This is a genomic window from Hydrogenophaga sp., assembly GCF_050250835.1.
Classification (GTDB): domain Bacteria; phylum Pseudomonadota; class Gammaproteobacteria; order Burkholderiales; family Burkholderiaceae_C; genus Hydrogenophaga.
In genome coordinates this window covers 57,956-82,337 of sequence record NZ_JBFWNX010000017.1, presented here as the reverse complement: position 1 = coordinate 82,337, position 24,382 = coordinate 57,956, and the positions used below count along the sequence as shown (strand labels likewise).

Genomic DNA, 24,382 nt, shown 5'->3' with positions numbered 1-24,382 from the left:
TGCGTGGGCTTCTCGTCGGCCATCGTCTGCGGCCGGTTGCGGTGGCTCTGGCTGATGCCGGTGGGCACGAAATACGGGCAGAGCACGCTGGCGCTGAGCTGGTCGCTCACGAGCTTCAGGTCCTGGTAGAGCGTTTCGGTGAGGCTCACCACGGCGTGCTTGCTCACGTTGTAGATCCCCATGTTGGGTGGCGTGAGCAGGCCGGCCATGCTGGCGGTGTTCACGATGTGGCCACGCCAGGTGGGGTCGGCCCTGGCGGCGGCCAGCATCATGGGGGTGAACAGACGAACGCCGTGAATCACGCCCCAGACGTTCACGCCCAGCACCCACTCCCAGTCCTGGACGGAGTTTTCCCAGATCAGGCCGGCCGAGCCCACGCCTGCGTTGTTGAAGACGAAGTGCGGTGCGCCAAAGGTCTTCTGCACGTCGGCCGCCAGGGCCTCCATCTGCGCCTGGTCCGACACATCCACGCGGCGCACAAGCACCCGAACGCCCGTGGCGCGAATCTCGGCTTCGGCCTTGTCCAGTGCATCCTGCTGCACGTCCACCAGCACCAGGTTCATGCCCAGCCCCGCGCCGATGCGCGCGCACTCCAGGCCGAACCCCGATCCGGCGCCGGTCAGCACGGCAGTTTTGCCCTTGAAATTCTGAATCATGGGTGTCTCCTTTGAATGGAAAGCTCAGGCGGCTCGCAACATCTCGATGTGGTCGATGCCGTCTTCAAGGTAAATGCCGCTCGCTGGCTCGAAGCCGTGTTGCCGATAGAACGCCTGCAGCCGAGCCTGTGCGCCGATGCGGATGGGCCGAACACCCCACAGGTGGTGCGCGGCGCGAACTGCCTCGCGCATGAGCGCGTGGCCAATGCCCGTGCCGCGCGCGGCCTGTGCGCTGATCACGCGGCCGATGCTCACCTCTGAAAACTTGAGTCCGGCAGGCACCAGGCGGGCATAGGCCAGCAGCGACCCATCAGCGGATTCGCCCAGCAGGTGAAAGCAGGCCGTGTCGGCACCATCCATGTCCTGGAACGCACAGTTCTGCTCCATCACGAACACCTCGGTTCGCAACTGCAGCAGGCGGTAGAGCGTGCGGGCATGCAGGGCATCGAAAGGCAGGCTGCGCCAGGTGATGGATTCGGTGGGACTCAAGCGCGCACTTCCCTCAACACGAAACCGATGCGCGGGAAGTGCACGTGCAGGCGGCCTGCACGTTCGTCGGTGCGCTCCAGCGTGAAGCGCGTGCGCGTGGCCGCGCGCAGGATGCCTTCGGTGGGCTCCTGGCCGAAGGCTTCAGCGTTCACGGTGACGCGGCTGCCCAGGGCAATGCCGTGCTCGTCCTGGAAAACATCGTCGGTCAGAGGCGCTGGCTCGGCCGCCGCCGCAACGGCGATGGCCTCGGTGGACGTGAGCTTGCTCATCTGTCCATGGCCGATCTGCGCCATGCGGTCCAGCCAGTCGATCACGTGCGGCGTGGCATCCAGAATGCCGGCCATCGCCGGGTTGACCACGCGGCTGAACCACAGCGGGTGGTAAGCCGCGAAGTCGGCCACACAGGGGGCATGACCCAGCAGGAAGGGCTGTTCCTCGACCATGGTGGAGAGGCGGCGCAGGTAGCTGCGGTAGGCGGCCGTGGCATCACCCGGGCGCAGGCTGGTCATGCCACCGCGCATGGCGCCGCGGTCGGCGGCGAAGGCCTGGGCCGCTTCCGGCGGCTGGCCGGCAAACAGCGCCGCCGCGCCCTTGGGGCTGAGGTTGTAGGCCATGGCGGCCCAGAACAGCGTGCTGTCGGCCCACTGCGCCAGCACGCGCGCAACGCCTTTGTGGTGGGCCGGGTACAGCGTCGGTTCGGGCTGGCGGTGCTCCAGCACATCAGCGATCAGCGCGGTGTCGCAATAGATGTCCGCGCCCACCTGCAGGAAGGGCGTGCGGCGGTAGCCACCGGTGAGCGCGATCACATCCGGTTTGGGCATGATGCGCGGAATGCTCACGCCCTTCCAGGCCAGGCCCTTGTGGCCCAGCATGAGGCGGGCCTTTTCGGAAAACGGGGAGGAAGCGTAGTGGTGGAGGATGAGGTCGGACATGGTTCAGCTGTCTCCGGGAGGTTGAGTGCCCGTTCGCCCTGAGCCAGTCGAAGGGCTTGCCGAAGTGCGGGCGGTGGCTTCGACGGGCTCAGCCCGAACGGGAATCGGGGTGTTCATGTGGGTTGCGCCCGCTCCAGAATGGCGTCGAAGTCGGTGCCCGAACCCAGAGAACCAAAACTGTGGCCCCACTGGCCATCGAGCCGGGAATCGCAAAACGCGCCGAACACCTCAGGTGGCGCGGTTTGAGCGAGGAGAGCGGCCTGTACCGCCAGCGCCACGTCCTGCGCGAGGCGGCGGGCCTCCATTTCGGTGGCCATCTCGGCCACGCGGAGGGGCAGTCGATCGGCGAGGTGGTCCAGCGCGTGGTGCATGCCGCGCGCCGGCGCCAGTTCGTGCGCCAGCGCCTCGGCCGCATCCGCCTTGCGCAAGGCGCGCAGCAAATCGAGCGCCATGATGTTGCCCGCCCCTTCCCAGATGGAGTTGAGTGGCATCTCGCGGTAGATGCGCGCCATGATGCCTTCACCGCCCTCTTCCACGTAGCCGTTGCCGCCCAGGCATTCCATGGCTTCTTGCGCGAAATGGCTGCCGCGCTTGCAGATCCAGAACTTGGCCACGGGCGTGAGCAGGCGGTTCATCACCTGTTCGTGCGGGTCGCCCAGCCGGTCGAAACTTCGCGCCAGGCGCAGCGCCAGCGCGGTGGCGGCCTCGGATTCGAGCGCCAGGTCGGCCAGCACGTTCTTCATCAAAGGCTGGTCGATGAGCCGTTTGCCAAACGCCTGGCGCTGTGTGGTGTGGTTCAGCGCAATGGACAGTGCCTGGCGCATCAGCCCGCTGGTGCCCAGCGCGCAGTCCAGACGCGTCATGGTGCCCATGGCCAGGATCTGCGGCACTCCGCGCCCTTCCTCGCCCACCAGCCACGCCGTGGCGCCGACGAACTCCACCTCGGAACTCGCATTGGCCTTGTTGCCCAGCTTGTCCTTGAGGCGCTGGATGAAGAGCTGGTTCATCGAACCATCCGGCAGCACACGCGGCAGGAACAGGCAGCTCAGGCCGTTTTTCGTCTGCGCCAGAATCAGGAAGGCGTCACACATGGGCGCAGAGAAAAACCACTTGTGGCCGGTAACGGTGAAGCGCTGGCCCCAGGTGTCGGTCCCGTCGGGTTCCGCGCGCGTGGTGTTGGCACGCACGTCCGAGCCACCCTGCTTCTCGGTCATGCCCATGCCCATGGTGAGACCCGGCTTGTCCCGCCAGACCTTGAGCGCGGGGTCGTAGGCGCGGCTGGTGAGGCCGGGCGCCCAGTCCTGGTAGATGGCCGGGTTGTCCTTGAGTGCGGGGGCGACCGCGTAGGTCATGGAGACGGGGCACAAAATCGAAGGCTCGAGCTCGGTAAACAGCATGAAGCCAGCGGCGCGCAGCAAGTGAGGGTTTGCGGCGCCTTTCGCCCACGGCGTGCCATGCAGGCCGGCGCTCACCGCCTCCGTCATCAGCGCGTGGTAGCTGGGGTGAAACTCCACCTGGTCGATGCGGTGCCCGAACCGGCTGTGGGTCTTCAACTGCGGCGTGTGCACGTTGGCCAGCCTCGCATGCGTCTGCATTCCGCCGCTCCCCACCACCTGGCCCAAGGCCTGCAACGGGGCACTGTCCAGCGCAGGCGCATTGAACCGCAGCGCCGCCTGCATGGGCCGATTGATCGCGAACAGGTTCACATCCACCAGCGGCGCAGGCTGGTTGAAGACCTCATGCGTGGCGGCGGCCATGGCGCCCTCCTTCAGATCAGCTTGACGAGTTGCTTGCCGAAGTTTTTGCCTTTGAGCAGACCCAGGAACGCTTCAGGCGCCGAAGCAATACCCTGCGCCACGGTCTCGCGCGGACGCAGCTTGCCGGTGCCCACCAGGGTGCCCAGCTCGGCGAGCGCTTCGGGCCAAACTTCCATGTGTTCGCTGACGATGAAACCCTCGACCTTGAGGCGGTTCACCAGGATCAGCGCCGGGTTGGCCAGGGGCATCGGCTGGCCGTCGTAGCCGGCGATCATTCCGCACACGGCAATGCGGCCAAAGGCATTCATGCGCAACAGCACGGCATCGAGCACCATGCCGCCCACGTTTTCGAAGTAGCCGTCAATGCCCTTCGGACACACGTCCTTGAGCGCCTTGGCCAGCGAGTAGGCGTCCTTGTGCTGCTTGTAGTCGATGCACGCGTCGAAGCCGAGTTCTTCCACCGCGTACTTGCACTTGTCCGGTCCACCCGCGATGCCCACCGCACGGCAGCCGCGCGCCTTGGCCAGCGCACCAAAGGCACTGCCCACGGCGCCGGTGGCCGCACTCACCACCACCGTATCGCCCGCTTTGGGGTTGATGATCTTCACCAGGCCGTACCAGGCGGTCACGCCCGGCATCCCCACCGCGCCCAGGTAGTGCGAGAGTGGCACGTGGGTGGTGTCGACCTTGCGCAGCGCGCCAGGCTGGCCGGCGTCCACCACGCTGTACTCCTGCCAGCCCCCCATGCCCACCACCTTGTCGCCGGGCTGGAACCTGGGGTGCTTCGATTCGGCCACCTCGCCCACGGTACCGCCGATCATCACTTCGCCCAACGGTTGCGATGCGGCATAGCTCTTGCTGTCGTTCATGCGGCCGCGCATGTAGGGGTCGAGGCTCAGGAAGTGATGTCGAACCAGCACCTGGCCATCTGCGAGTGCAGGCGTCTGCACACTGACCAGCTTGAAGTTGGTCACGGTGGCTTCACCCTGTGGGCGGTTGTCGAGCAGGATCTGGTGGTTGGTGGGCATGGGTGACTCCTAGTCGGTGGAAATGCGGTTGAGTGGCTGGGTGCTGCCCGGCCCGGTCGGCAGGCGCGGCACGAGCTTGAAGGTACCGGTGGCGTGAGCGCAGAGCTTGCCAGTGGCGTCGGAAATGCTGCCCTCGGTGAAGACCAGGGTGGCGGTGCGATGCAGGATGCGGCCAGAGGCCAGCAGCGGACCCTTGGCCGCGCGCATGAAACTGGTCTTCATCTCGATGGTGATGGCTCCCTGGTCCTGCTGCACCGAGCGTGCGGCGTGGGCCATGACCACGTCAAGCAAGGTCATGCTTGCACCGCCGTGCACCACGTCGAAGGAGTTCAGGTGGTCGCCGGAGGGGTGGAACGCGATCTCGGCCTCGCCGCTGTCCATGCGGAGCAGCTTGAAGCCCAGCAGTTCAACGAACGGGATGCGAACGGAAAAATCCATGAGTTGCCTACAGTATCCGTTCGCCCTGAGCCTGTCGAAGGGCCCACCAAAGTGCTGGCAAGGCTTCGACAGGCTCAGCCCGAACGGTGGTTTTGAATCATCCGCAACGGTGGTTTTGAATCATCCGCAACGGTGAGTTTGAATCATCCGCCCGTGATCACGCTGACGCCGCCATCCACTGCCAGCCATTGGCCGGTGATGTGCTTGCCCGCGTCGGACGCGTAGAGCACGGTCAGCCCCTTCAGGTCTTCGTCGTCGCCCAGACGGCGCAGCGGTGCGTGGGCGGCGAGCTTGTCTTCTCCCATCGCCTTGAGCGTGCCCGCCGTCATTTTGCTGGGGAAAAAGCCCGGGCAGATGGCGTTGACGGTGATGCCGTACCGGCCCCATTCGGTGGCCAGCGCGCGGGTGAAGTTGATCACCGCGCCTTTGGAGGTGTTGTATGCAATGGTGTTCATGCCCGAGGGGTTGCCGCCCAGCCCGGCGATGGAGGCGGTGTTGATGATGCGGCCGTGCTTGCGCGCGATCATGCTGCGTCGGGCGATCACCTGGCTCAGGATGAAATAGCTGCGCACGTTGAGGTTCATCACCTTGTCCCAGGCTTCCACGGGGTGGTCTTCGGCCGGTGCGCCCCAGGCGGCGCCCGCGTTGTTGACCAGGATGTCGATGTCGCCCAGCCGCTGCAGGCTTTCATCGGCCAGCCGGTGGATGTCTTCTTCCCTGGAGCAGTCGGCAGCGAACCAGCGCGCGTCAATCCCGGCAGCCTGCAGCTCGGCGGTGGCGCTCTCCAGGTCTTCGGCCTTGCGCGAACTCACCAGCACGCGCGCGCCCGCCTCGCCCAGCGCATGCGCCATCTGCAGGCCCAGGCCTCGTGAGCCACCGGTGATCAGTGCGGTCTTGCCCTTGAGGTCGAAGAGTTGCTGGACGGTGCGAATGGTCATGTGGGTCTCCTGAGGGTTGTGTGATTAGAAGGCGTCTTCGGGCAGTTCGGCACAGGTCTGGTCGCGGCGGCTCACCACTTGCAACCAGGCACCCACCTTGGGCAGTTCGTAGTGAAAGAAAAAACGCATTGCCGCCAGGCGGCCGGTGCGGGCGTTCGATTCCGGCGCGGCGCGCGCGGCCAGGGCCACGTCCAGCCACACCCAGGCCAGCACCATGTGGCCAAAGGCCTGCAGGTACGGCACCGCGTTGGCCAGCGCATCGGTGGGCTCGCCCGTGGCCCAGGCGGCCTTGGTGGCCGCTCCCACCTGTGCCAGTGCCTGGCCCAGTGCGTTGGCGTGTGGCGCGAACTCGGGAATCTGGATGGCGCGCTCGATGGTGGCGTTGATACGCGCAGCCAGCAGCGAAAGGCCTTTGCCACCTTCCATGAGCACCTTGCGGCCCAGCAAGTCCATGGCCTGGATGCCGTGCGTGCCTTCGTGAATCATGTTCAGGCGGTTGTCGCGCCAGTACTGCTCCACCGGGAAGTCGCGCGTGTAGCCGTAGCCGCCATGGATCTGGATCGCCAGGCTGTTGGCCTCCAGGCACCACTCGCTGGGCCAGCTCTTGGCAATGGGCGTCAGCACCTCCAGCAGAAGTCGTGCGTCGTCTGCCTCGGCGGCCGCGGCCGTGTGCTGCTCGTCCACGAGGCGTGCGCAAAACAGTTCCAGCGCCAGCGCGCCTTCGCAATACGACTTCTGCGCCAGCAACATGCGCTTCACGTCTGCGTGTTCGATGATGCGCACCGGCGGCTGCGCCGGGTCCTTGCCGGCCGGCCCCATCGGACGACCCTGAGGTCGGTTCTTCGCATAGTCCAGGCTGGCGTGGTAGCCGGCCATGCCCAGCATGGTGGCGGCCAGGCCCACGCCGATGCGGGCCTCGTTCATCATGTGGAACATGCAGTGCAGGCCCTTGCCCGGCTGGCCCACCAGGTAGCCAATGGCGCCCTCCCCCGTTCGTCCTGAGCCAGTCGAAGGGCCTGAGCCAGTCGAAGGCACGGGGTACTTGCCTTCACCGAAGTTGAGCAGCGTGTTGGTGGTGCCCCGCCAGCCGCACTTGTGGTTCAGACCTGCCAGCGCCACGTCGTTGCGCTCGCCGGTCAGTTCACCCTGCGAATTGACCATCTTCTTGGGCACGATGAACAGCGAGATGCCGCGCGTGCCGGGCACAAGTTTGCCGCTGTCGTCCGGTATCTTGGCCAGCACCAGGTGGATGATGTTCTCGGTGAGCTCATGCTCGCCGGCCGAGATCCACATCTTGTTGCCCTTGAGCCGGTAGCGCGGGCCGAGGGGGTCGCTCTCGAAATCGGCGCCATCGGGCACGGCGCGGGTCGTCACATCGCTCAGCGACGAACCGGCCTGCGGCTCGGACAGGCACATGGTGCCGGAGAAGCGCCCACTGAATTCGTTGAGCGCGAACACCCTCTTTTGCGCGTCGGTGCCATGCGCCATCAGCAAATTGGCATTGCCGGTGGTGAGCATGCCACTGCCAATGCTGACCGAAGCCATGGCAAAAAACGCGTTGGCAGCGGCCTCCACCGTGTAGGGCAACTGCATGCCACCCACCTCGTAGTCCTGCGCGGCACTGAGCATGCCGCTCTCGGCATAGGCCTTCTGCGCGTCGTGCGTGGCCTGCGGCAAGATCACCTTTTCGCCGTCGAAGTGAGGTTCCTGCGTGTCCACCAGGCGGTTGAAGGGGGCGTATTTCTCCCGCGCGATGCGCTCGCAGGTGTCCAGCACCGCGTCGAAAGTCTCGCGGCTGTGATCGGCGAAACGCTCGCGCTGCTGCAGCGTCTCGACGTGCAGCCAGTCGTGCAGCAGGAAGTCTACGGTCGGGCGCAGAGTCATGTTGCGCCCCAGTGTCAAAGAACTTCGAAAATGCCTGCTGCACCCATGCCACCGCCGATGCACATCGTCACGCAGACGCGTTTGGCACCACGGCGCTTGCCCTCGATCAGCGCGTGGCCGGTCAGGCGCTGGCCTGACACGCCATAAGGATGGCCCACCGCAATGGCACCGCCGTTCACGTTCAGGCGATCGCCCGGAATGCCCAGCTTGTCGCGGCAGTAGATCACCTGCACCGCGAAAGCTTCGTTGAGTTCCCAGAGGTCGATGTCGCCGACCTTCAAACCCAGGCGCGCAAGCACCTTGGGGATGGCGAACACCGGGCCGATGCCCATTTCATCCGGCTCGCATCCGGCGACCGCAAATCCGAGGAAACGCCCCAGGGGTTGCAGGCCGCGCTTTTCGGCCAGGGTTTCGTTCATCAGCACGCAGGCACCGCCGCCATCGCTGAACTGGCTGGCGTTGCCGGCGGAGATCACGCCGCCGGGAATGGCGGGGCGGATGCCGCTGATGCCTTCCTTGGTGGTGCCTGCACGAATGCCTTCGTCATTCTCCACCGTGACCTGCCTGGTGGTGAGGCCCATGACCTTGTCGGCCACGCCGGCGGTGACCGTGATGGGGGCGATCTCGGCTTTGAAAAGACCGGCTTCCAGCGCGGCAGTGGCCTTCTGCTGGCTGGCGGCGCCGTACTCGTCCATCGCATCGCGGCCAATGTTGTAGCGCTTGGCCACCTGTTCGGCGGTCTGCAGCATGTTCCAGTAGATCTCGGGCTTGTTCGCCACCAGCCAGGGGTCGGCAATCATGTGGGTGTTCATCTCCTGCTGCACGCAAGAAATGCTCTCCACGCCACCAGCCACAAACACATCGCCTTCGCCAGCGATGATGCGTTGGGCGGCCATGGCGATGGTCTGCAGGCCTGACGAACAGAAGCGGTTCACCGTCATGCCCGAAGTGGTGATGGGCAGGCCGGCGCGCAACGCGATCTGGCGTGCGATGTTGGCGCCGGTGGCGCCCTCGGGGTTGGCGCAGCCCATGATGACGTCGTCCACCTCGGCGGCTTCGATGCCGGCGCGCTGCACGGCGTGCTGCACCGCATGGCCGCCGAGCGTGGCACCGTGGGTCATGTTGAAAGCGCCCTTCCAGCTCTTGGCCAGGGGCGTGCGGGCGGTGGAAACGATGACGGCGTTGGTCATGAAAATTCTCCTGATTCAGTTGAAGGACTTGCCTTCGGCGACCAAACGGGTCAGCAACGGCGCGGGCTCCCAGAACTTGGCGTCGTCCAGCGGGTTTCTCGCGAAGCGCTTCATGCTCTGCACCACGTTGAACAGACCCACCGTGTCGGCGTAGATCATGGGGCCGCCCCGGTGAGCGGGGAAGCCGTAGCCAAAGATGTAGACCACGTCGATGTCGCTGGCCTTGTTGGCGATGCCCTCTTCCAGGATGTGCGCGGCTTCGTTCACCAGCGCATACACGAGGCGCTGCACGATCTCCTCGTCGGCGATCTTGCGCGGCGTGATGCCCAGGGCCTTGCGATGATCTTCAATCATCCTGACCACCTCGGCGTTCGGAATCGCATCGCGCTTGCCGGGCACGTAGTCGTACCAGCCGGCGCCGGTCTTCTGCCCGAAGCGGCCTTTCTCACACAGCAGATCGGCGGTCTTGCTGTACTTCATGTCCGGCTTTTCCTGGTAGCGGCGCTTGCGGATCGCCCAGCCGATATCGTTGCCGGCCAGATCGCCCATGCGGAAGGGGCCCATGGCCATGCCAAACTTTTCCATCGCCTTGTCCACCTGCTCGGGCGTGCAGCCTTCGTCCAGCAAAAACCCGCCCTGGCGACCGTACTGCTCGATCATGCGGTTGCCAATGAAACCATCGCACACGCCGGAGACCACAGCGGTCTTCTTGATTTTCTTGGCCACGGCCATCACGGTGGCCATCACGTCCTTCGCGGTCTTGTCGCCGCGCACCACCTCCAGCAGCTTCATCACGTTGGCCGGGCTGAAGAAGTGCAGGCCCACCACGTCCTGCGGGCGTTTGGTGAACGAGGCGATCTTGTTCACGTCCAGCGTAGAGGTGTTGGACGCCAGGATCGCCCCCGGCTTCATCACGCGGTCGAGTTCCCTGAACACCGTTTCCTTCACGCCGATGTCCTCGAACACGGCCTCGATCACCAGATCGGCCGACCCGATGTCGTCGTAGCTCAAGGTGGTGGTCAACAAGGCCATGCGCTGTTCGTACTTGTCCTGCTTGAGCTTGCCCTTCTTCACCTGGGCTTCGTAGTTCTTGCGGATGGTCGCGATGCCACGGTCCAGCGCTTCCTGTTTCATTTCCAGGATTTTCACGGGGATGCCGGCGTTGAGGAAGTTCATGGCGATGCCGCCACCCATGGTGCCGGCGCCGATGATGGCCACCGAGGCGATCTCGCGCCTGGGCGTGTCTTCGGGGACATCGGGAATCTTGCTGGCAGCGCGTTCGGCGGTGAACAGGTGGCGCAGCGCGCGGCACTCGGGCGTCCACATCAGGTTGATGAAGATCTCGCGCTCAAAGGCCATGCCCTCGTCGAACTTCTTCTTCGTGGCCGATTCCACCGCGTCCACGCACTTGGCGGGCGCGGGAAAGTTCTTCGACATCCCCTTGACCATGTTGCGCGCAAACTGGAAGTAGGCGTCGCCCTTCGGATGCTTGCAGGGCAGGTCGCGCACCCTGGGCAGCGCGCTGCCCTCGGCGTGCTTCGCGGCCATCTCGCGGGCCAGGGCCAGGGCTTCCTCCGCCAGGCTCTCCGGCGAGGCGGCCAGCTTGTTGAACAGCATCTGGCCGGGCACCTGCGCCAGCATCTCGCTCTTGATGGCCTCGCCGCTCACGATCATGTTGAGTGCGGGCTCCACACCCAGCGCACGAGGCAGGCGCTGCGTGCCACCGGCCCCGGGGATCAGGCCCAGCTTCACTTCGGGCAAAGCCACGTTGGTGCCGGGCGCAGCGATGCGGTAGTGGCAGCCCAGCGCAAGCTCCAGCCCACCGCCCATGGCCACGGAATGGATCGCCGCCACCACCGGCTTGGACGCGTTTTCCACCGCCAGAATCACCGAGAGCAGGTTCGGCTCGGCCAGCGCCTTGGGCGAGCCGAACTCGCGAATATCGGCTCCACCCGAAAACGCCTTGCCGGCGCCGGTGAGCACGATCGCCTTGACCGCCGGATCGGCCTCGGCCTTCTCCAGCCCCGCCGCAATGCCCTGTCGGGTCGACAAGCCCAGGCCGTTGACCGGCGGGTTGTTCATGGTGATGACGGCAACGTCGCCGTGAACCTTGTACTCAGCGGTCATGGAAGCTCCTTCGTTGTATTGGCTGTCTTGACGGGCGTTGACTGTGACGCTCTTCGTCGAAAAGAACGATCGTTCGATTCTAGGGGTGCTGTCGTGCGTTGGGACAGAGGGGTTTGTCTCAGGTGGGACATGCCATCGGGAAGACCATCCGCGACCGTCAGCCTTCGCCAGGCAGCGATGCCAAAGAGGAAAGGTCGCACCTCCATAATTAGCACGAAGGTAGTATTTGTTTGCAAGGACCACGATGCGGAAATGGCCCAGAGCGCTCTACGCTCGATACGAGATGCACCACGAGGCCACCGGGAGGCTCCTGGATTGGATGGGGGTGATCGGCGCAGTCGCCTTTCCGTTGCTCTACCTGCTGCGAGAGACACACCACTTCCCGGTGATGTACGACGATCTCGCATGGCGAGGTGCCGCGGTCTTCCTTTGTGTCGTGCTTGCACTGCGCAAATGGTGGCCCGAGCCCATGCAGAGGTTTTACCTTGCCTACTCATACGTCTCCATCTTCTACTGCCTCGTCTTCCTGCTGCCGTTCTCCCTGATGCACAACAAGGCCACCACCCCCGCGGTGGCGAACATCGTGTTGAGCGTCGTGCTGATCATCCTGTTGACGGACTGGCGAAACACCATCGCCATGTTGGCGGGCGGCTACCTCACCAGCGCAACGGTCTACTGGCTCACTGCTGACGCCCCCAGCATGCCGATCGACTTCATTCTCTGGTGGATGCCGTTGTGTGGCGTGCTCGTGGCCAGTGGCAGCGCGGCCCGGTACGCGGAGAAACGCGCCGAGCTCGAACGCATGCGCACGTACGCCAGCCTCGCGGGCTCCATCGCTCATGAACTGCGTACTCCTTTGGCCCAGGTGCAACATGTGCTGCGGCGCATTGATGCCGAAGTGCCCGCTGCCTCCGAGGCGTCGCGAGCCGTCCAGCAAGGCCATGCCGCCATCCACCGTTGCCTGCAATCCATCAACATCACGCTCCAGCAGGTCCGCGGCGCACAACCCGTTCAGACCGAACTCGGCTGGCTTTGGGCCGCCCGCAGCGTGGGCAAAGCCATTGACGAGTACGCGTACGACTCGGTAAATGCCCAGCAGCGCGTGCGACTGAACGTTGAGCAGGACTTCGCGTTTCGGGGAGAGGTCACGACCTTCGAGTTGCTGCTGTTCAACTTGTTGAAAAACTCGCTCTACTACCTGCCGCTTCACCCTGACATGGAGGTCTGCATCACGGTTCGGGCGGCGCCCTCGCCTTGCATCCTGGTTCACGACACAGGTCCGGGCATCGAACCTGAGTTGCTTGACCATCTCTTCAAGGGTTTCAAGACGCTGGGCAAGATCGAGGGCACTGGCCTGGGGCTCCCGTTCTGCCGCCGAGTGATGCGAAGTTTCGGCGGAGACATCCAATGCCGGTCGGAACTAGGCCGCTTTACCGAGTTCACATTCCATTTTCCCCGCTGCCCGGCGCCCGGGGTGCTGCCTGCAGATTTGGCCGCGATGCCCGTTCCGGCTGGCCGGACTGTGCTGATCGTCGACGACCAGTGCCTCAACCGCACGGTGGCACGAGCGCTGGCGCGCGATCTCGGCCTGGAAGTGCTTGAGGCCGAGCACGGCCAGCAGGCGCTGGACATGTTGCAGGCCGGCACGGTTCCGGACGTGGTGCTGATGGACGTGAACATGCCCGGTCTGGACGGGATGGCAACGACCCGGCATCTCAGGGCACTGCCCGGTCCAGCAGCGCGGGTGCCCGTGTATGCGCTGACGGCCAACGACTCGCCGTCGGTGCGGGCCGCAGCGCGCGAGGCCGGCATGCAGGGTGTGCTGGCCAAGCCCATCGACGTCGAGGCGCTGCGGCTCGCACTTGGCGTCGGGCCCCGACGGCAGTTGCCTCATACCTCCAGCCATTCCTTGCGGGTGTAGGGATCGGCGCGCAGGCTCTCGGGCGTGCCCTGGAACACGATGCTGCCGTGGCCCATCACCAGTGCCCGGTCGGAAATGCTCATGGCGATGGTGAGCTTCTGTTCGATCAGCAGCACCGCCACGCCGCGCGACTTGAGCTTTTGCAGGTATTCACCGACCAGTTCCACGATCTTGGGCGCCAGGCCCTCGGTGGGCTCGTCGATGATGATGAGATCCGGATCGCCCATGAGCGTTCGGCACAGCGTGAGCATCTGCTGCTCGCCGCCCGATAGCACGCCCGCTTCCGTGTGCTGGCGTTCCTTGAGTCGCGGGAACATGGCGTACATGTCGTCGAAGCCCCAGCGCGAACCCTTGCCATTGCCCTTCTGGCCAAGCATGAGGTTCTGGTGCACCGTGATTCGGGGAAAGATGTCGCGGTTCTCGGGCACATGCCCGATGCCCAGGTGGGCGATCTCGAACGGTTTCTTGCCCAGAATCTCCTGGCCTTTCCAGCTTACGTGGCCGGTGCCTTCGACCAGGCCCATGATGGCCTTGGCGGTGGTGGAGCGGCCCGAGCCGTTGCGCCCGAGCAGGGCCACGATCTCGCCGGGACCCACCTGGAACGTGACTCCGTGCAGCACGTGGCTCTTGCCGTAGTAGGCGTGCAGGTTGTTGATGTCGAGCATGTCAGTGTCCTGCCGCCTGTTGTTCAGCGATGGTGCCCAGGTAGGCTTCCTGCACGCGTGCGTTGGCGCGCACGGCTTCGGGCGTGTCGAAGGCGATGACCTCACCATAGACCACGACGGCGATGCGGTCGGCCAGGCCGAAGACCACTCCCATGTCGTGCTCCACGGTCAACAGGGTCTTGCCCACCGTCACTTCGCGGATCAGGTCGATGAAGCGACTGGTCTCGCTCTTGCTCATGCCGGCCGTTGGCTCGTCGAGCAGGATCACGTGGGCGCCGCCTGCGATGGTGATGCCTATTTCCAGCGCTCGCTGCTCGGCATAGGTGAGGTTCATGGCCAGAACGTCGCGCTTGCGGTCCAGGCGGATCATCTCCATGAGTTGCTCCGCACGATCGTTGGCGTCGTCGAGGTCGGCCAGGAAGCGGAACAGCGTGTACTTGTAGCCCAGGCTCCAGAGCACCCCGCAGCGCAGATTCTCGAACACACTGAGCTTGGGAAAGATGTTGGTGATCTGGAAGCTGCGCGAGAGGCCCAGGCGGTTGATCTGGTAGGGCTTCATGCCGTTGATGCGCTGGCCCGCCAGCAGCACGTCTCCGCTGGTGGGTTCGAAGCGGCCCGAGATCAGGTTGAACAGGGTGGACTTTCCCGCGCCGTTGGGGCCGATGATGGCCACCCGCTCGCCCGGGTTCACGACGAGATTGGCGCCCCGGATGATCTCGGTCTTGCCGAATCGCTTGCGCAGGTCGCGAAGTTCCAATGCCGGTGTCTGGGTCATAGCGCCTCCCTGCGCTTGATTTCCTGTTCGATATCGACCTGGATGTCGTGCCATTCGCGCAGGAACTGGCGCCGAGCCAGTTCGAACAGGCCGAGGCCCGTGAGCATCACGAACAGCGAGCCGAACCAGCTGTTGGCGCTGCGGGCATTCAGCGTGGCGCCCAGAAACTGGAGTTCATCACCCAGGGCCGCATTGAGTTGCAGGTGGTAGACCATTTCGATCATGGCGCCTGCACCCACCAGCACCACCAGCGCCAGCAAGCCCAGTGCGAGGTAACTCGTCCACACCCTCCGCAACATGCCGAAGGCGGCCACGCGCACGTTCATCATGATCAGGCTGGCCACGCCGCCGGGTGCGTACATCACCATGAACAGGAAGACCAGGCCCAGGTAGAGCAGCCAGGCCTTGGTGAACTCCGAGAGCAGCACAAAGGCCAGCACCATGAGGATGCCGCCGATGATGGGACCGAAGAAGAAGGTGGCTCCACCCAGGAAGGTGAACAGCAGGTAGGCGCCGGAACGCGCACCGCCCACCACTTCGGCGGTGACGATTTCGAAATTGAGTGCAGCCAGGCCACCCGAGATTCCGGCGAAGAACGCGGCGATGACAAACGCCAGGTAGCGCACCACCTGGGTGTTGTAGCCCACGAATTCGACGCGCTCCGGGTTGTCGCGCACGGCGTTGAGCATGCGCCCCAGCGGGGTGCGCGTGAAGGCGTACATGAGCCCGGTGCAGACGAATGTGTAGACCGCGATCAGGTAGTAGAGCTGGATCTGAGGCCCGAAGCTGATGCCCATGGGCCTCGCGCCGGTGACGCGGTTGCCGGCAATGCCACCTTCCCCACCAAAGAACTCGGGAAACATCAGCGACATGGCGTACACCAGTTCACCGATGCCCAGTGTGATCATGGCAAACGGCGTGGCTGCCTTCTTGGTGGTGACCCAGCCGAACACCAGGGCAAACGCCACGCCTGCAAGACCGCCGGCGATGGGGATCAGGCTCACGGGAATGGGCCACTGGCCGTTGCTCACGAGGTTGAGCGTGTGAATGGCCAGGAACGAGCCCAGGCCGGAATACACCGCGTGGCCGAAGCTGAGCATGCCGCCCTGCCCCAGCAGCATGTTGTAGGACAGGCAGACGATGATGGCGATGCCCATCTGGCTGAGCATGGTCTGGCTCAGGCTGCTGGTGAAGATCAGCGGCGCGACCAGCAGCACCAGTGCAAACAGGCCCCAGACGATCCAGCGGCCAACGTTGAAGGGCTTGAATTGGTAGTGTTGATGGTTCGACATGTTCAGCCCTCCCGCGTTCCGAGCAGGCCCTTGGGACGGAAGATGAGGATCAGCACCAGGAACACGTAAGGCAGGATGGGTGCGATCTGGCTGATCTTGAGTTTCCACAGTGCCCAGCCGAAGGTCTCGGGCGTGAGCGTGACGCCCGCCACCTGCAGCAGATCCACCAGCGCCTTGTCGATGCCCACGGCAAAGGTCTGGATGACGCCTATCAGCACCGAAGCGACAAAGGCACCCGAGAGCGAACCCATGCCGCCCACCACCACCACCACGAAGATCACCGAGCCGACGGTGGCGGCCATGCCGGGCTCGGTCACGAAGGCGTTGCCCCCGATCACACCGGCCAGGCCGGCCAGCGCGGCGCCACCGCCGAACACCAGCATGAACACCCGCGGCACGTTGTGGCCCAGTGTCTCAACGGTCTCCGGGTGCGTGAGTGCGGCCTGAATGACCAGGCCGATGCGCGTGCGGGTGAGCAGCAGCCAGATGGCGACGAGCATGAGCACCGCCACCAGCATCATGAAGCCGCGGTACATGGGGAACTGAGTGCCAAAGATGGTGAACAGCGGACCGGAGAGTTCGGCCGGTACGCGGTAGTCGACCGAGCTGGTTCCCCAGATCAGTTGCACCATCTCCAGGATGATGAAACTCAGGCCGAAGGTGATGAGCAGCTCGGGCACGTGGCCGAATTTGTGCACGCGCCGCAGGCAGTATTTCTCGAACACCGCGCCGAGCAGGCCCACCAGCAGTGGCGCGACCAGCAGCGCCGGCCAGAAGCCGATGAACTCGGTGGTGCTGTAGGCGAAATAGGCGCCGAGCATGTAGAAGCTGGCGTGCGCGAAGTTGAGCACGCCCATCATGCTGAAGATCAGCGTGAGGCCTGAACTCAACATGAACAGCAAGAGCCCGTAGCTCAGGCCGTTGAGCAGGAAGATGGTGAAGAATTCCATGAGGAGTGCAGGCAGTGGAAACAAAAAAGCCCGTTCACCCTGATCGCATCGACGGGCGAACGGGCTTCGACAGGCTCAGCCCGAACGGAGAACCTCAGGACGGTCGCTTCATCTGGCAGCTGGTGGGCGTGCTGGCCACGTAAGGGTCCATCTGCTTGATGGGTGCGAAGGTGAAGCCAGTGTTTTCCACGCTGTAGGGGTTCTTGGCATCGACCTTCTGCCACTTGGTGACAAACATGGACTGCTGCAGCTGGTGGTCGTTCTTGCGCATGGTGACCTCGCCAGCGAAGCTCTTGACCGACAGGCCTTCCATGGCCGCAGCCACCTTCACCGGGTTGCTGCTCTTGGCCTTGGCAATGGCCGCGCTGAGAAGGTTGATGCCGTTGTAAGTGGCGTAGGTGTAGTAGTCGTCGTTGAACTTCTTCTTGAACTCGGCGGCCATCTTGCCAAGGTCGCCGCTGTGGTTGGCATGGCCATAGGCGATCACATAGACCTCTCCCTCGCCGCCAGCGGCCAGCGCGGTGGGCGTGCCGGTGACGCCGGAGTAGTAGGTGTACATCGGCAGCTTCAGGCCGGCGTCGTTGAGGGCCTTGACGAACAGCGTGAGGTCGGCGCCCCAGTTGCCGGTGACGATGGTGTCGGCGCCAGACTGCTTGATCTTGGCCACGTAGGGCGCGAAGTCCTTCACCTGGCCGATGGGGTGCAGATCCTCGCCCACGATTTTCACGTCAGGGCGCTTGCGACTGATGCCTTCCTTGAAATACTTGGCGACCTGCTGGCCGTGCGAGTAGTTCTGGTTGAGCAGATACACGTTCTTGACCTTGGGCTGGTCTTTCATGAAGGTGGTGAGCGCCTCCATCTTCATGGTGGTGTCGGCGTCCAGGCGGAAATGCCAGTAATCGCACTTCTCGTTGGTCATGGCGGGGTCCACCGCCGCGTAGTTCAGATAGATGACCTCCTTGCCAGGATTGCGCTCGTTGTGCTTGGCCACGGCGTCAAGAATGGCCAGGCCGGCGCCCGATCCGTTGCCCTGCGTGACGTAGCGAAAACCCTGGTCAATTGCGGCCTTGAGCGTGTTCAGGCTTTCCTGCGGCGAGCCCTTGTTGTCAAAGCCCACCACCTGGAAGGTCACCCCGGCCGGGTTCTTGGCGCCGGACAGCTTCTCGGCGGCAAACTGCCAACTCTTGAGCTGGTTCTGCCCGACGTTGGCGAACGGGCCGGAGAGCGGATCCATGAACGCGATCTTGACGGTTTCACCCTTCTGGGCATGTGCCGCAAGGGCGCAGGCGATCAGGGACGCGGCGGTGAGGCTCTTGATGGCGAAGTGCATGTCTGTCTCCGGTTGGGGTTGAGGTCGACGCACAGCTTACAAGCCAGCCCGTTCTCACCTCTCAGGGATAGCCCCTAGGGGCTATCGCGCGGGCGACTGCACCGGTGCCGGCCGTCCGGTGCGCCTGGATGCAGGGCTCACGCGAGCGGCAGCACGTAGCCCTTGAGTTGCTGGCGCAGGGTCATCTTCTGCATCTTGCCGGTGGCACCCAGCGGTATGGCATCCACGAACACCACGTCGTCGGGCACCTGCCACTTGGCGATCTTGCCCTCGTAGAAGGCCAGCAGTTCCTCGCGTGTCAACTCGGCACCTGGTTTCTTCACCACCACCACGATGGGGCGTTCGTCCCACTTCGGGTGGGCCATGCCCACGCAAGCTGCCATGGCCACAGCCGGGTGGGCCATGGCAATGTTCTCCACGTCGATCGAACTGATCCATTCGCCGCCGGACTTGATCACATCCTTGCTGCGGTCGGTGATCTGCATGAAGCCATCGGCGTCGATGGTCGCCACGTCGCCGGTGGGGAACCAGCCGTCACGAAGCGGGTCGCCGCCCTCACCCTTGAAGTAGCTCGCGATGATCCATGGGCCGCGCACCAGAAGATCGCCGTAGGTCTTGCCGTCCCAGGGCAATTCCTGCCCCGCCTCGTCGACGATCTTCATGTCCACGCCGAAAATGGCGCGGCCCTGCTTCAGGCGCACCTTGAGCTGCTGGTCCGAAGGCAGAGAAAGCTGGGCGTTCTTGAGCGTGCAGACCGTACCCAGGGGCGACATCTCCGTCATGCCCCAGGCGTGCAGCACTTCCACCCCGTACTGGTCGTTGAAGGCGTTGATCATGGCTGGCGGACACGCCGAACCGCCGATCACGGTGCGCTTCAAGGTACTGAACTTCAGGCCACCAGCCTGCAAGTGGCCCAGCAGCATCTGCCACACCGTGGGCACGCCGGCGGCCATGCTCACCTTCTCGGCTTCGATCAGCTCATAGACCGACTTTCCATCCAGCGCCGGGCCTGGGAAGACCAGCTTGCAGCCAGTGGCTGCGGCCGAATAGGGAATGCCCCAGGCATTGACGTGGAACATGGGCACCACGGGCAACACGCTGTCGCGCGCCGACAGACCCATGGCATCGGGCAACGCCGCCCCGTAGGCATGCAGCAGCGTGGAGCGGTGCGAATACAGCGCCGCCTTGGGATTGCCGGTGGTGCCACTCGTGTAACACATGCTGGAGGCACTGTTCTCGTCGAACGTGGGCCAGGTGCAGGTGTCAGGTTGTGAGCCAATCCAGGCTTCGTAGCTCAGCAGGCCGGATATGCCGCTGTCGGCCGGGAGCGCCGACGCGTCGCACAGCGCGATCCAGTGCCTGACGGTGGAACAGCGTTCCGCCACGGCCTTGACCAGCGGCAGGAAGCTCAGGTCGAAGCACAGCGCACGGTCTTCCGCGTGGTTGACGATCCAGACCAGCTGGTCGGGGTGCAGACGCGGGTTGAGCGTGTGCAGCACGCGGCCGGTGCCGCTCACGCCGAAATACAGCTCCAGGTGCCGGTAGCCGTTCCAGGCCAGGGTGGCCACGCGATCGCCCATGGGCAGGCCCAGGCCCTCCAGCGCGTTGGCCACCTGCCGGGATCTGCGGGCCACCTCCTGCCAGTTGCTGCGGTGAATGTCGCCTTCGACCCGGCGCGAGACGATTTCGCCCTCGCCGTGGTGCCGCTCGGCGTGCTCGATCAGTGAAGAAATGAGCAGGGGTTGGCTCTGCATCTGGCCCAGCATGGAGGTCTCCGTAACGGTTGGAACGATCCGGCCATGTTAGCCCTCACGCCGAGCCGCCATGGGGCGGGTTGTCCCGGAGGAAACAGCCAGACCGGGCGCTGCGCGGGCTTTCAGGCCTTCGCCAGCACGGCAGATGCCGCGCACGTGTCCAGAGCCTGCCGCGTCCTGGCAGCAAGCGTGTGCAGCGCGGTCACCCAGTCCGCCGGGTCCGGCCAGCGCTCCTGTTCCACCAGCGGGATGTAGCACTTGCGTGCGAATCGGTGCAGCGCCAGGGCGCCCAGCTCTCCACTCATGCCCACCAGCGAATGCAGGGCCTCGCAACAGGCTTTCATGTCACCGGCCTGAGCAGCCACCTCCACGCTGTCCAGCAACCGCTCGATGGCTGGCAGGTAGTCGACCACCAGTTCATCCAGCACGCCGATGCGGCGGTAGTTGTCGAGCCGCTTGATGTCGAGCAGTTGGTTTGCGGCAGCCTCCAGCCGGCTCGCTCGCTCCAGTTCGCGGGGCGGCGGCGGGCTTGAAAACGACAACGCCTGCAACCTCGCTTGCACGGTGGCCAGGTTGAAGGGCTTGGTCAGGAAATCGTCTGCGCCAGCGCGCCGGGCCTCTTCCAGGATGTCAGAACCGGAATGCGCCGAGAGCATGATGATGGGCGCGCGCTGCCAGGCCATGGCGCTGGCTCGGATCGCGCGAGCTGCTTCCAGGCCATTCATTCCGGGCATTTCGATGTCGAGCAGGATGGCATCGCAGCGGTCCATGGTGGCAAGCCTGGACAACACCGAGTGTCCGCTGTCGGCCTCGACCACCGCCACGCCCGCATGCCGCAAGGAGGCCGCCACGGTCTGCCGGATGTAGGCGTTGTCGTCCGCCAGCAGCACGGCGCGTCCGGCCAGGAGCGGTGGCTGTTGCCCGGTATCGCGCGCCAGCGCCCGTTCCATGGCACGGCACAGCGCCAGCAGCAAGGCCCCCTGCTCGCTCGGCTTGGATACAAAGCCGTCCATGGACGCCTTGCGCGCTTTGATCTGAGCCACCACCACCGGCTCGCCGGAATAGGCCACCACGCACAGGTTCGGGTCGATGCCTGCATGGCCTGCGCGAATGCGTTCGGTCAGGGCGTAACCGTCCAGGCCAGGCAGGTGGAGGTCGAGCATGATCAGGTCGTACTGCTGTTGCGCCAGAAGAAGCAGGGCCTGCTCCCCGTCGGCGCATTCGTCCACCACGGCGCCGAAAAACGCGAGCTTGTGACGCGTAAGAAAACGCGCGCCGGCATCGGCGTCCACCACCAACAGGCGCCGGCCATCGAACAGCGCACGCGCCTTGGCCAGGGCGGTCTTGCGCTCGGTTTCTCGCTGGGCCGCACTGGCCAATGGCAACGTGAGCCGGAAACAGGTCGGACGACCTGGATAGGACGAGCAGCTGATGCTGCCGCCGAAGGCCTTCATCACACGCCAGCAGTAGGCCAGGCCCAGACCTGTGCCACCGGTCTTGCCCTGGGTGTGAAACGGCTGAAACAACCGCGCCTGCACTTCGGGTGCAATGCCGGGGCCGTCGTCGCGAACGTCCACCCGCCCCGCGTCCACGACGATCTGCACCCGCACGCCAGGATTGGCCAACGCATTCCGGATCAGATTGAACAACACAAACAGGAACGCCGTCTCGTCCGCTCGAAAGACGAAGTCGCACTCGACCCGCAGGCTCACATGAGAGCGTTGGGTGGCGTTTTCGTAGCCGTACTCCTGCACCGCCCGGGCGCAGGTTTCACCAGCCCGCAAAAGACCCAGGCTTTCGGGTCTGATGGGCCTGGCCTGGACTTCTTCCAGTGTCATGGCCATGATTTGCAAGCCTCGCTGCACCGCCAGTTCGCCCTGGGCGACGTGGCTGTAGAGCCCGTCAAGACATTCACCCGTCAGCGCTTGCGGCGACTGGCCTGCCGTGGGTGAGGGCAATCCTCGTTCAATGCCCTCCAGACATTGCTTCAGCTGCGCGAGGGGGTTGCGCATCTCGTGGGCAATGGAGCCTGCTAGCGCGCCATACCGCTGGCGCACCCTGATGGTCACGGCACGCTCCAGACCATGTTTGAAAAGAGCTGCTCCAGCCACCACCAGCAACAGCACGGGCAGCCGCGCCACATAGTCCAACGGGATCTGTGGATGGGGATCGGTCACCCAATAGGCGGCAAAGGCCGAGGTGAAGCCGATCACGAGCATCACCATCGCGTTGCGGCGGTCGGTCAGCAAAACGGTGAAGAAGGCGGCCATCAGGGTGTTGGCCACCGCCGCTGGGCCGCCGCCGTTCTTGAGCGACGTGAACACAAAAAGAAATGGCAGGCAGTAGATCGGCGCGACCCAGATGAAAAGGTGGAAATGCGGCTTGAGCGCGCTGGGCCAGCGGTCATGCAAAAGCATTAGCAGGCAAGCCGCCATGGCGATCAGCCGCAGCGCCCAGTCGTCGTACCCTGGGGAAGACTGGGTGAAACGCAGCAGATAGAACAACGGATAGCACACCAGCGCCAGGGTGGCGGCATAGCGGATCATTCGGGGATCCAGATGGTGGTATCGGCGATGGCGGTCCACCCAGTCACGCAGCACTTTCATTGCCTCTTCTTTCGATTTCCAAATAGTACCAATGCACTAATTTTCACCTATTCTCGCCACTCCTTGGCCTTGTCACAGCGGGGTTAACCCAGGAAACGGAAAATCTTTCGATGTCATCCGAGATTGATGCGCCCGCCGCCACCCTGGACCTGGGCCTGAATTGGCACAACCGCTTTGCCCAGCTGGGAGAGGCTTTCTTCACCCGACTCCACCCCACGCCCCTGCCCGCGCCGCAATGGGTGGGCGCCTCCCTGGCGGTGGCTGACCTGCTGGGCCTGGATCGCGCGTGGATGAACTCTCCCGAGGCGCTGGAAGCTTTCACCGGCAACTGCGCCATCGCTGGCTCGGAGCCGTTGGCCAGTGTCTACAGCGGGCACCAGTTCGGCCACTGGGCGGGTCAACTGGGCGATGGCCGCGCCATCCTGCTCGGCGAGGTGGGCACCGCCAGCGGTCCGCAGGAGGTGCAGCTCAAGGGTGCAGGTCTCACGCCCTATTCCCGTATGGGCGACGGGCGTGCGGTGTTGCGCAGTTCGATCCGCGAGTTTCTGTGCAGTGAAGCCATGCATGCGCTGGGCATTCCGACCAGCCGGGCGCTGTGCGTCACGGGCTCGCCCGCACCGGTGCGCCGCGAGACCATCGAGACCGCAGCCGTGGTCACTCGCGTGGCGCCCAGCTTCATCCGCTTCGGGCACTTCGAGCACTTTTCGCACACCGGTCAGCACGAGCAGCTGCGCACCCTGGCCGATTTCGTGATCGACAGCTTTTATCCGGCCTGCCGGGACGCACCCGGCAGCCCCTATGCCGCGCTGCTCGAAGCGGTGAGTGCGCGCACCGCCGAGATGGTGGCGCAGTGGCAGTCCGTGGGGTTCTGCCACGGCGTGATGAACACGGACAACATGAGCGTCCTGGGGCTGACCATCGACTACGGGCCGTTCCAGTTTCTCGATGCGTTCAACCCAGGCCATATCTGCAATCACTCGGACACCGGCGGCCGATATGCCTACAACCGCCAGCCCAACATCGCCTACTGGAATCTGTTTGCTCTGGGCCAGGCGCTGCTGCCGCTGATGGACGACCAGCAGCAGGCGCTGGACGCGCTGGAGCCCTACAAGGCCATCATGCCGGCGGCGCTGCAACGGCGCATGAATGCCAAGCTGGGTCTGGTCGAGGTTGAGGACGGCGATGCCGAGCTGACCGAAGGCCTGATGAAACTCATGGCGCAGGACGCCGTGGATTTCACCATTTTCTGGCGGCGACTGAGTCACGCCGTCACTTCCGTTCGTGCTGAGCCTGATGAAGGGCTTCGACAAGCTCAGCCCGGACGGGAAGCTGTTCGCGACCTCTTCCTCCAGCGCGAGGCGTTCGACGCCTGGGCGGCGCGATGGCGCGAGCGTCTTTTCGCTCAGCCAGGCTTCGACGCCACCACCACGCAAGCCCGGATGCTTCGCACCAATCCTCAGGTGGTGTTGCGCAACCACCTGGGTGAAATCGCCATTCAACGGGCCAGGGAAGGCGACTTCAGTGAGCTCGCGCGGTTGCAGAATGCGTTGGAGCGCCCATTTGAAGCGCTTCCGGGCCAAGACGACCTGGCGGCGTTCCCGCCCGAATGGGCCGGCCAGATCGAGATCAGCTGTTCATCCTGACCCCATG

The 24,382-nt window shown here is 64.5% G+C and carries 19 protein-coding genes; 2 read left to right on the top strand and 17 right to left on the bottom strand.

Features of this window, described 5'->3' with window-relative positions; genetic code table 11:
- The 10 genes from AB7F11_RS18275 to AB7F11_RS18230 all read right to left on the bottom strand — a co-directional run.
- A partial coding sequence (locus AB7F11_RS18275) for an SDR family oxidoreductase (protein ID WP_428300260.1) occupies positions 1-656 on the bottom strand: 656 nt, incomplete at its 3' end.
- Between the two features lie 24 nt (positions 657-680).
- The gene (locus AB7F11_RS18270; protein WP_428300261.1) at positions 681-1,145 is read right to left on the bottom strand and encodes a GNAT family N-acetyltransferase; all 465 of its coding nucleotides are present in this window, start codon (positions 1,143-1,145) and stop codon (positions 681-683) included.
- Positions 1,142-2,077 (bottom strand): glutathione S-transferase family protein, encoded by a 936-nt coding sequence (locus AB7F11_RS18265; protein ID WP_428290812.1) that lies wholly within the window; start codon positions 2,075-2,077, stop codon positions 1,142-1,144. Before AB7F11_RS18265 ends, AB7F11_RS18270 begins: the two co-directional genes overlap by 4 nt.
- 113 nt (positions 2,078-2,190) lie before the next feature.
- Positions 2,191-3,834, bottom strand: a complete 1,644-nt coding sequence (locus tag AB7F11_RS18260; protein WP_428290813.1) for an isovaleryl-CoA dehydrogenase — start codon at positions 3,832-3,834, stop codon at positions 2,191-2,193.
- Between the two features lie 11 nt (positions 3,835-3,845).
- Positions 3,846-4,862 carry an NADP-dependent oxidoreductase gene (locus AB7F11_RS18255; RefSeq protein WP_428290814.1) on the bottom strand — a complete coding sequence of 339 codons (1,017 nt, stop codon included), beginning with the start codon at positions 4,860-4,862 and terminating at the stop codon, positions 3,846-3,848.
- A gap of 9 nt (positions 4,863-4,871) precedes the next feature.
- A complete protein-coding gene (locus AB7F11_RS18250; RefSeq protein ID WP_428300262.1) occupies positions 4,872-5,300 on the bottom strand; it encodes a PaaI family thioesterase in 429 nt (142 codons plus the stop codon).
- 143 nt (positions 5,301-5,443) lie between these two features.
- Positions 5,444-6,238, bottom strand: a complete 795-nt coding sequence (locus tag AB7F11_RS18245; RefSeq protein ID WP_428290816.1) for an SDR family oxidoreductase — start codon at positions 6,236-6,238, stop codon at positions 5,444-5,446.
- 24 nt (positions 6,239-6,262) lie between these two features.
- Positions 6,263-8,122, bottom strand: a complete 1,860-nt coding sequence (locus AB7F11_RS18240) for an acyl-CoA dehydrogenase (RefSeq protein ID WP_428300263.1) — start codon at positions 8,120-8,122, stop codon at positions 6,263-6,265.
- A 14-nt stretch (positions 8,123-8,136) separates the two neighbouring features.
- Positions 8,137-9,312: an acetyl-CoA C-acyltransferase gene (locus AB7F11_RS18235; RefSeq protein ID WP_428290818.1), complete on the bottom strand. Its 1,176-nt coding sequence runs from the start codon at positions 9,310-9,312 to the stop codon at positions 8,137-8,139.
- Positions 9,313-9,327: 15 nt separating this feature from the next.
- Complete coding sequence (locus AB7F11_RS18230; RefSeq protein ID WP_428300264.1) at positions 9,328-11,439, bottom strand: 3-hydroxyacyl-CoA dehydrogenase NAD-binding domain-containing protein; 2,112 nt, start codon at positions 11,437-11,439, stop codon at positions 9,328-9,330.
- Between the two features lie 283 nt (positions 11,440-11,722).
- Between AB7F11_RS18230 and AB7F11_RS18225 the strand changes: the two genes are divergently transcribed.
- Positions 11,723-13,360, top strand: coding sequence for a hybrid sensor histidine kinase/response regulator (locus AB7F11_RS18225; protein ID WP_428300265.1), 1,638 nt, complete (start codon positions 11,723-11,725; stop codon positions 13,358-13,360).
- Here AB7F11_RS18225 and AB7F11_RS18220 read toward each other — a convergent pair.
- The 7 genes from AB7F11_RS18220 to AB7F11_RS18190 form a co-directional block, all read right to left on the bottom strand.
- Entirely contained in the window at positions 13,330-14,025 is a 696-nt protein-coding gene (locus AB7F11_RS18220; protein WP_428290821.1) for an ABC transporter ATP-binding protein, read from the bottom strand. The two genes, AB7F11_RS18225 and AB7F11_RS18220, sit on opposite strands and share 31 nt — an antisense overlap.
- A gap of 1 nt (position 14,026) precedes the next feature.
- A complete protein-coding gene (locus tag AB7F11_RS18215; RefSeq protein WP_428300266.1) occupies positions 14,027-14,800 on the bottom strand; it encodes an ABC transporter ATP-binding protein in 774 nt (257 codons plus the stop codon).
- Entirely contained in the window at positions 14,797-16,092 is a 1,296-nt protein-coding gene (locus tag AB7F11_RS18210; RefSeq protein WP_428300267.1) for a branched-chain amino acid ABC transporter permease, read from the bottom strand. The genes AB7F11_RS18215 and AB7F11_RS18210 overlap by 4 nt, the downstream gene beginning before the upstream one ends.
- Before the next feature lie 2 nt (positions 16,093-16,094).
- The gene (locus tag AB7F11_RS18205; protein WP_428300268.1) at positions 16,095-17,042 is read right to left on the bottom strand and encodes a branched-chain amino acid ABC transporter permease; all 948 of its coding nucleotides are present in this window, start codon (positions 17,040-17,042) and stop codon (positions 16,095-16,097) included.
- A gap of 94 nt (positions 17,043-17,136) precedes the next feature.
- On the bottom strand, positions 17,137-18,372 hold the full coding sequence (locus tag AB7F11_RS18200) for a branched-chain amino acid ABC transporter substrate-binding protein (RefSeq protein ID WP_428300269.1): 1,236 nt from the start codon (positions 18,370-18,372) through the stop codon (positions 17,137-17,139).
- A gap of 137 nt (positions 18,373-18,509) precedes the next feature.
- Positions 18,510-20,138, bottom strand: coding sequence for a 3-(methylthio)propionyl-CoA ligase (locus tag AB7F11_RS18195; protein ID WP_428300270.1), 1,629 nt, complete (start codon positions 20,136-20,138; stop codon positions 18,510-18,512).
- A gap of 110 nt (positions 20,139-20,248) precedes the next feature.
- Entirely contained in the window at positions 20,249-22,732 is a 2,484-nt protein-coding gene (locus AB7F11_RS18190) for a response regulator (protein ID WP_428300271.1), read from the bottom strand.
- 110 nt (positions 22,733-22,842) lie between these two features.
- Here AB7F11_RS18190 and AB7F11_RS18185 point away from each other — a divergent pair, with 110 nt between their 5' ends.
- Positions 22,843-24,375, top strand: a complete 1,533-nt coding sequence (locus tag AB7F11_RS18185; RefSeq protein ID WP_428300272.1) for a protein adenylyltransferase SelO — start codon at positions 22,843-22,845, stop codon at positions 24,373-24,375.
- Positions 24,376-24,382: the final 7 nt, after the last annotated feature.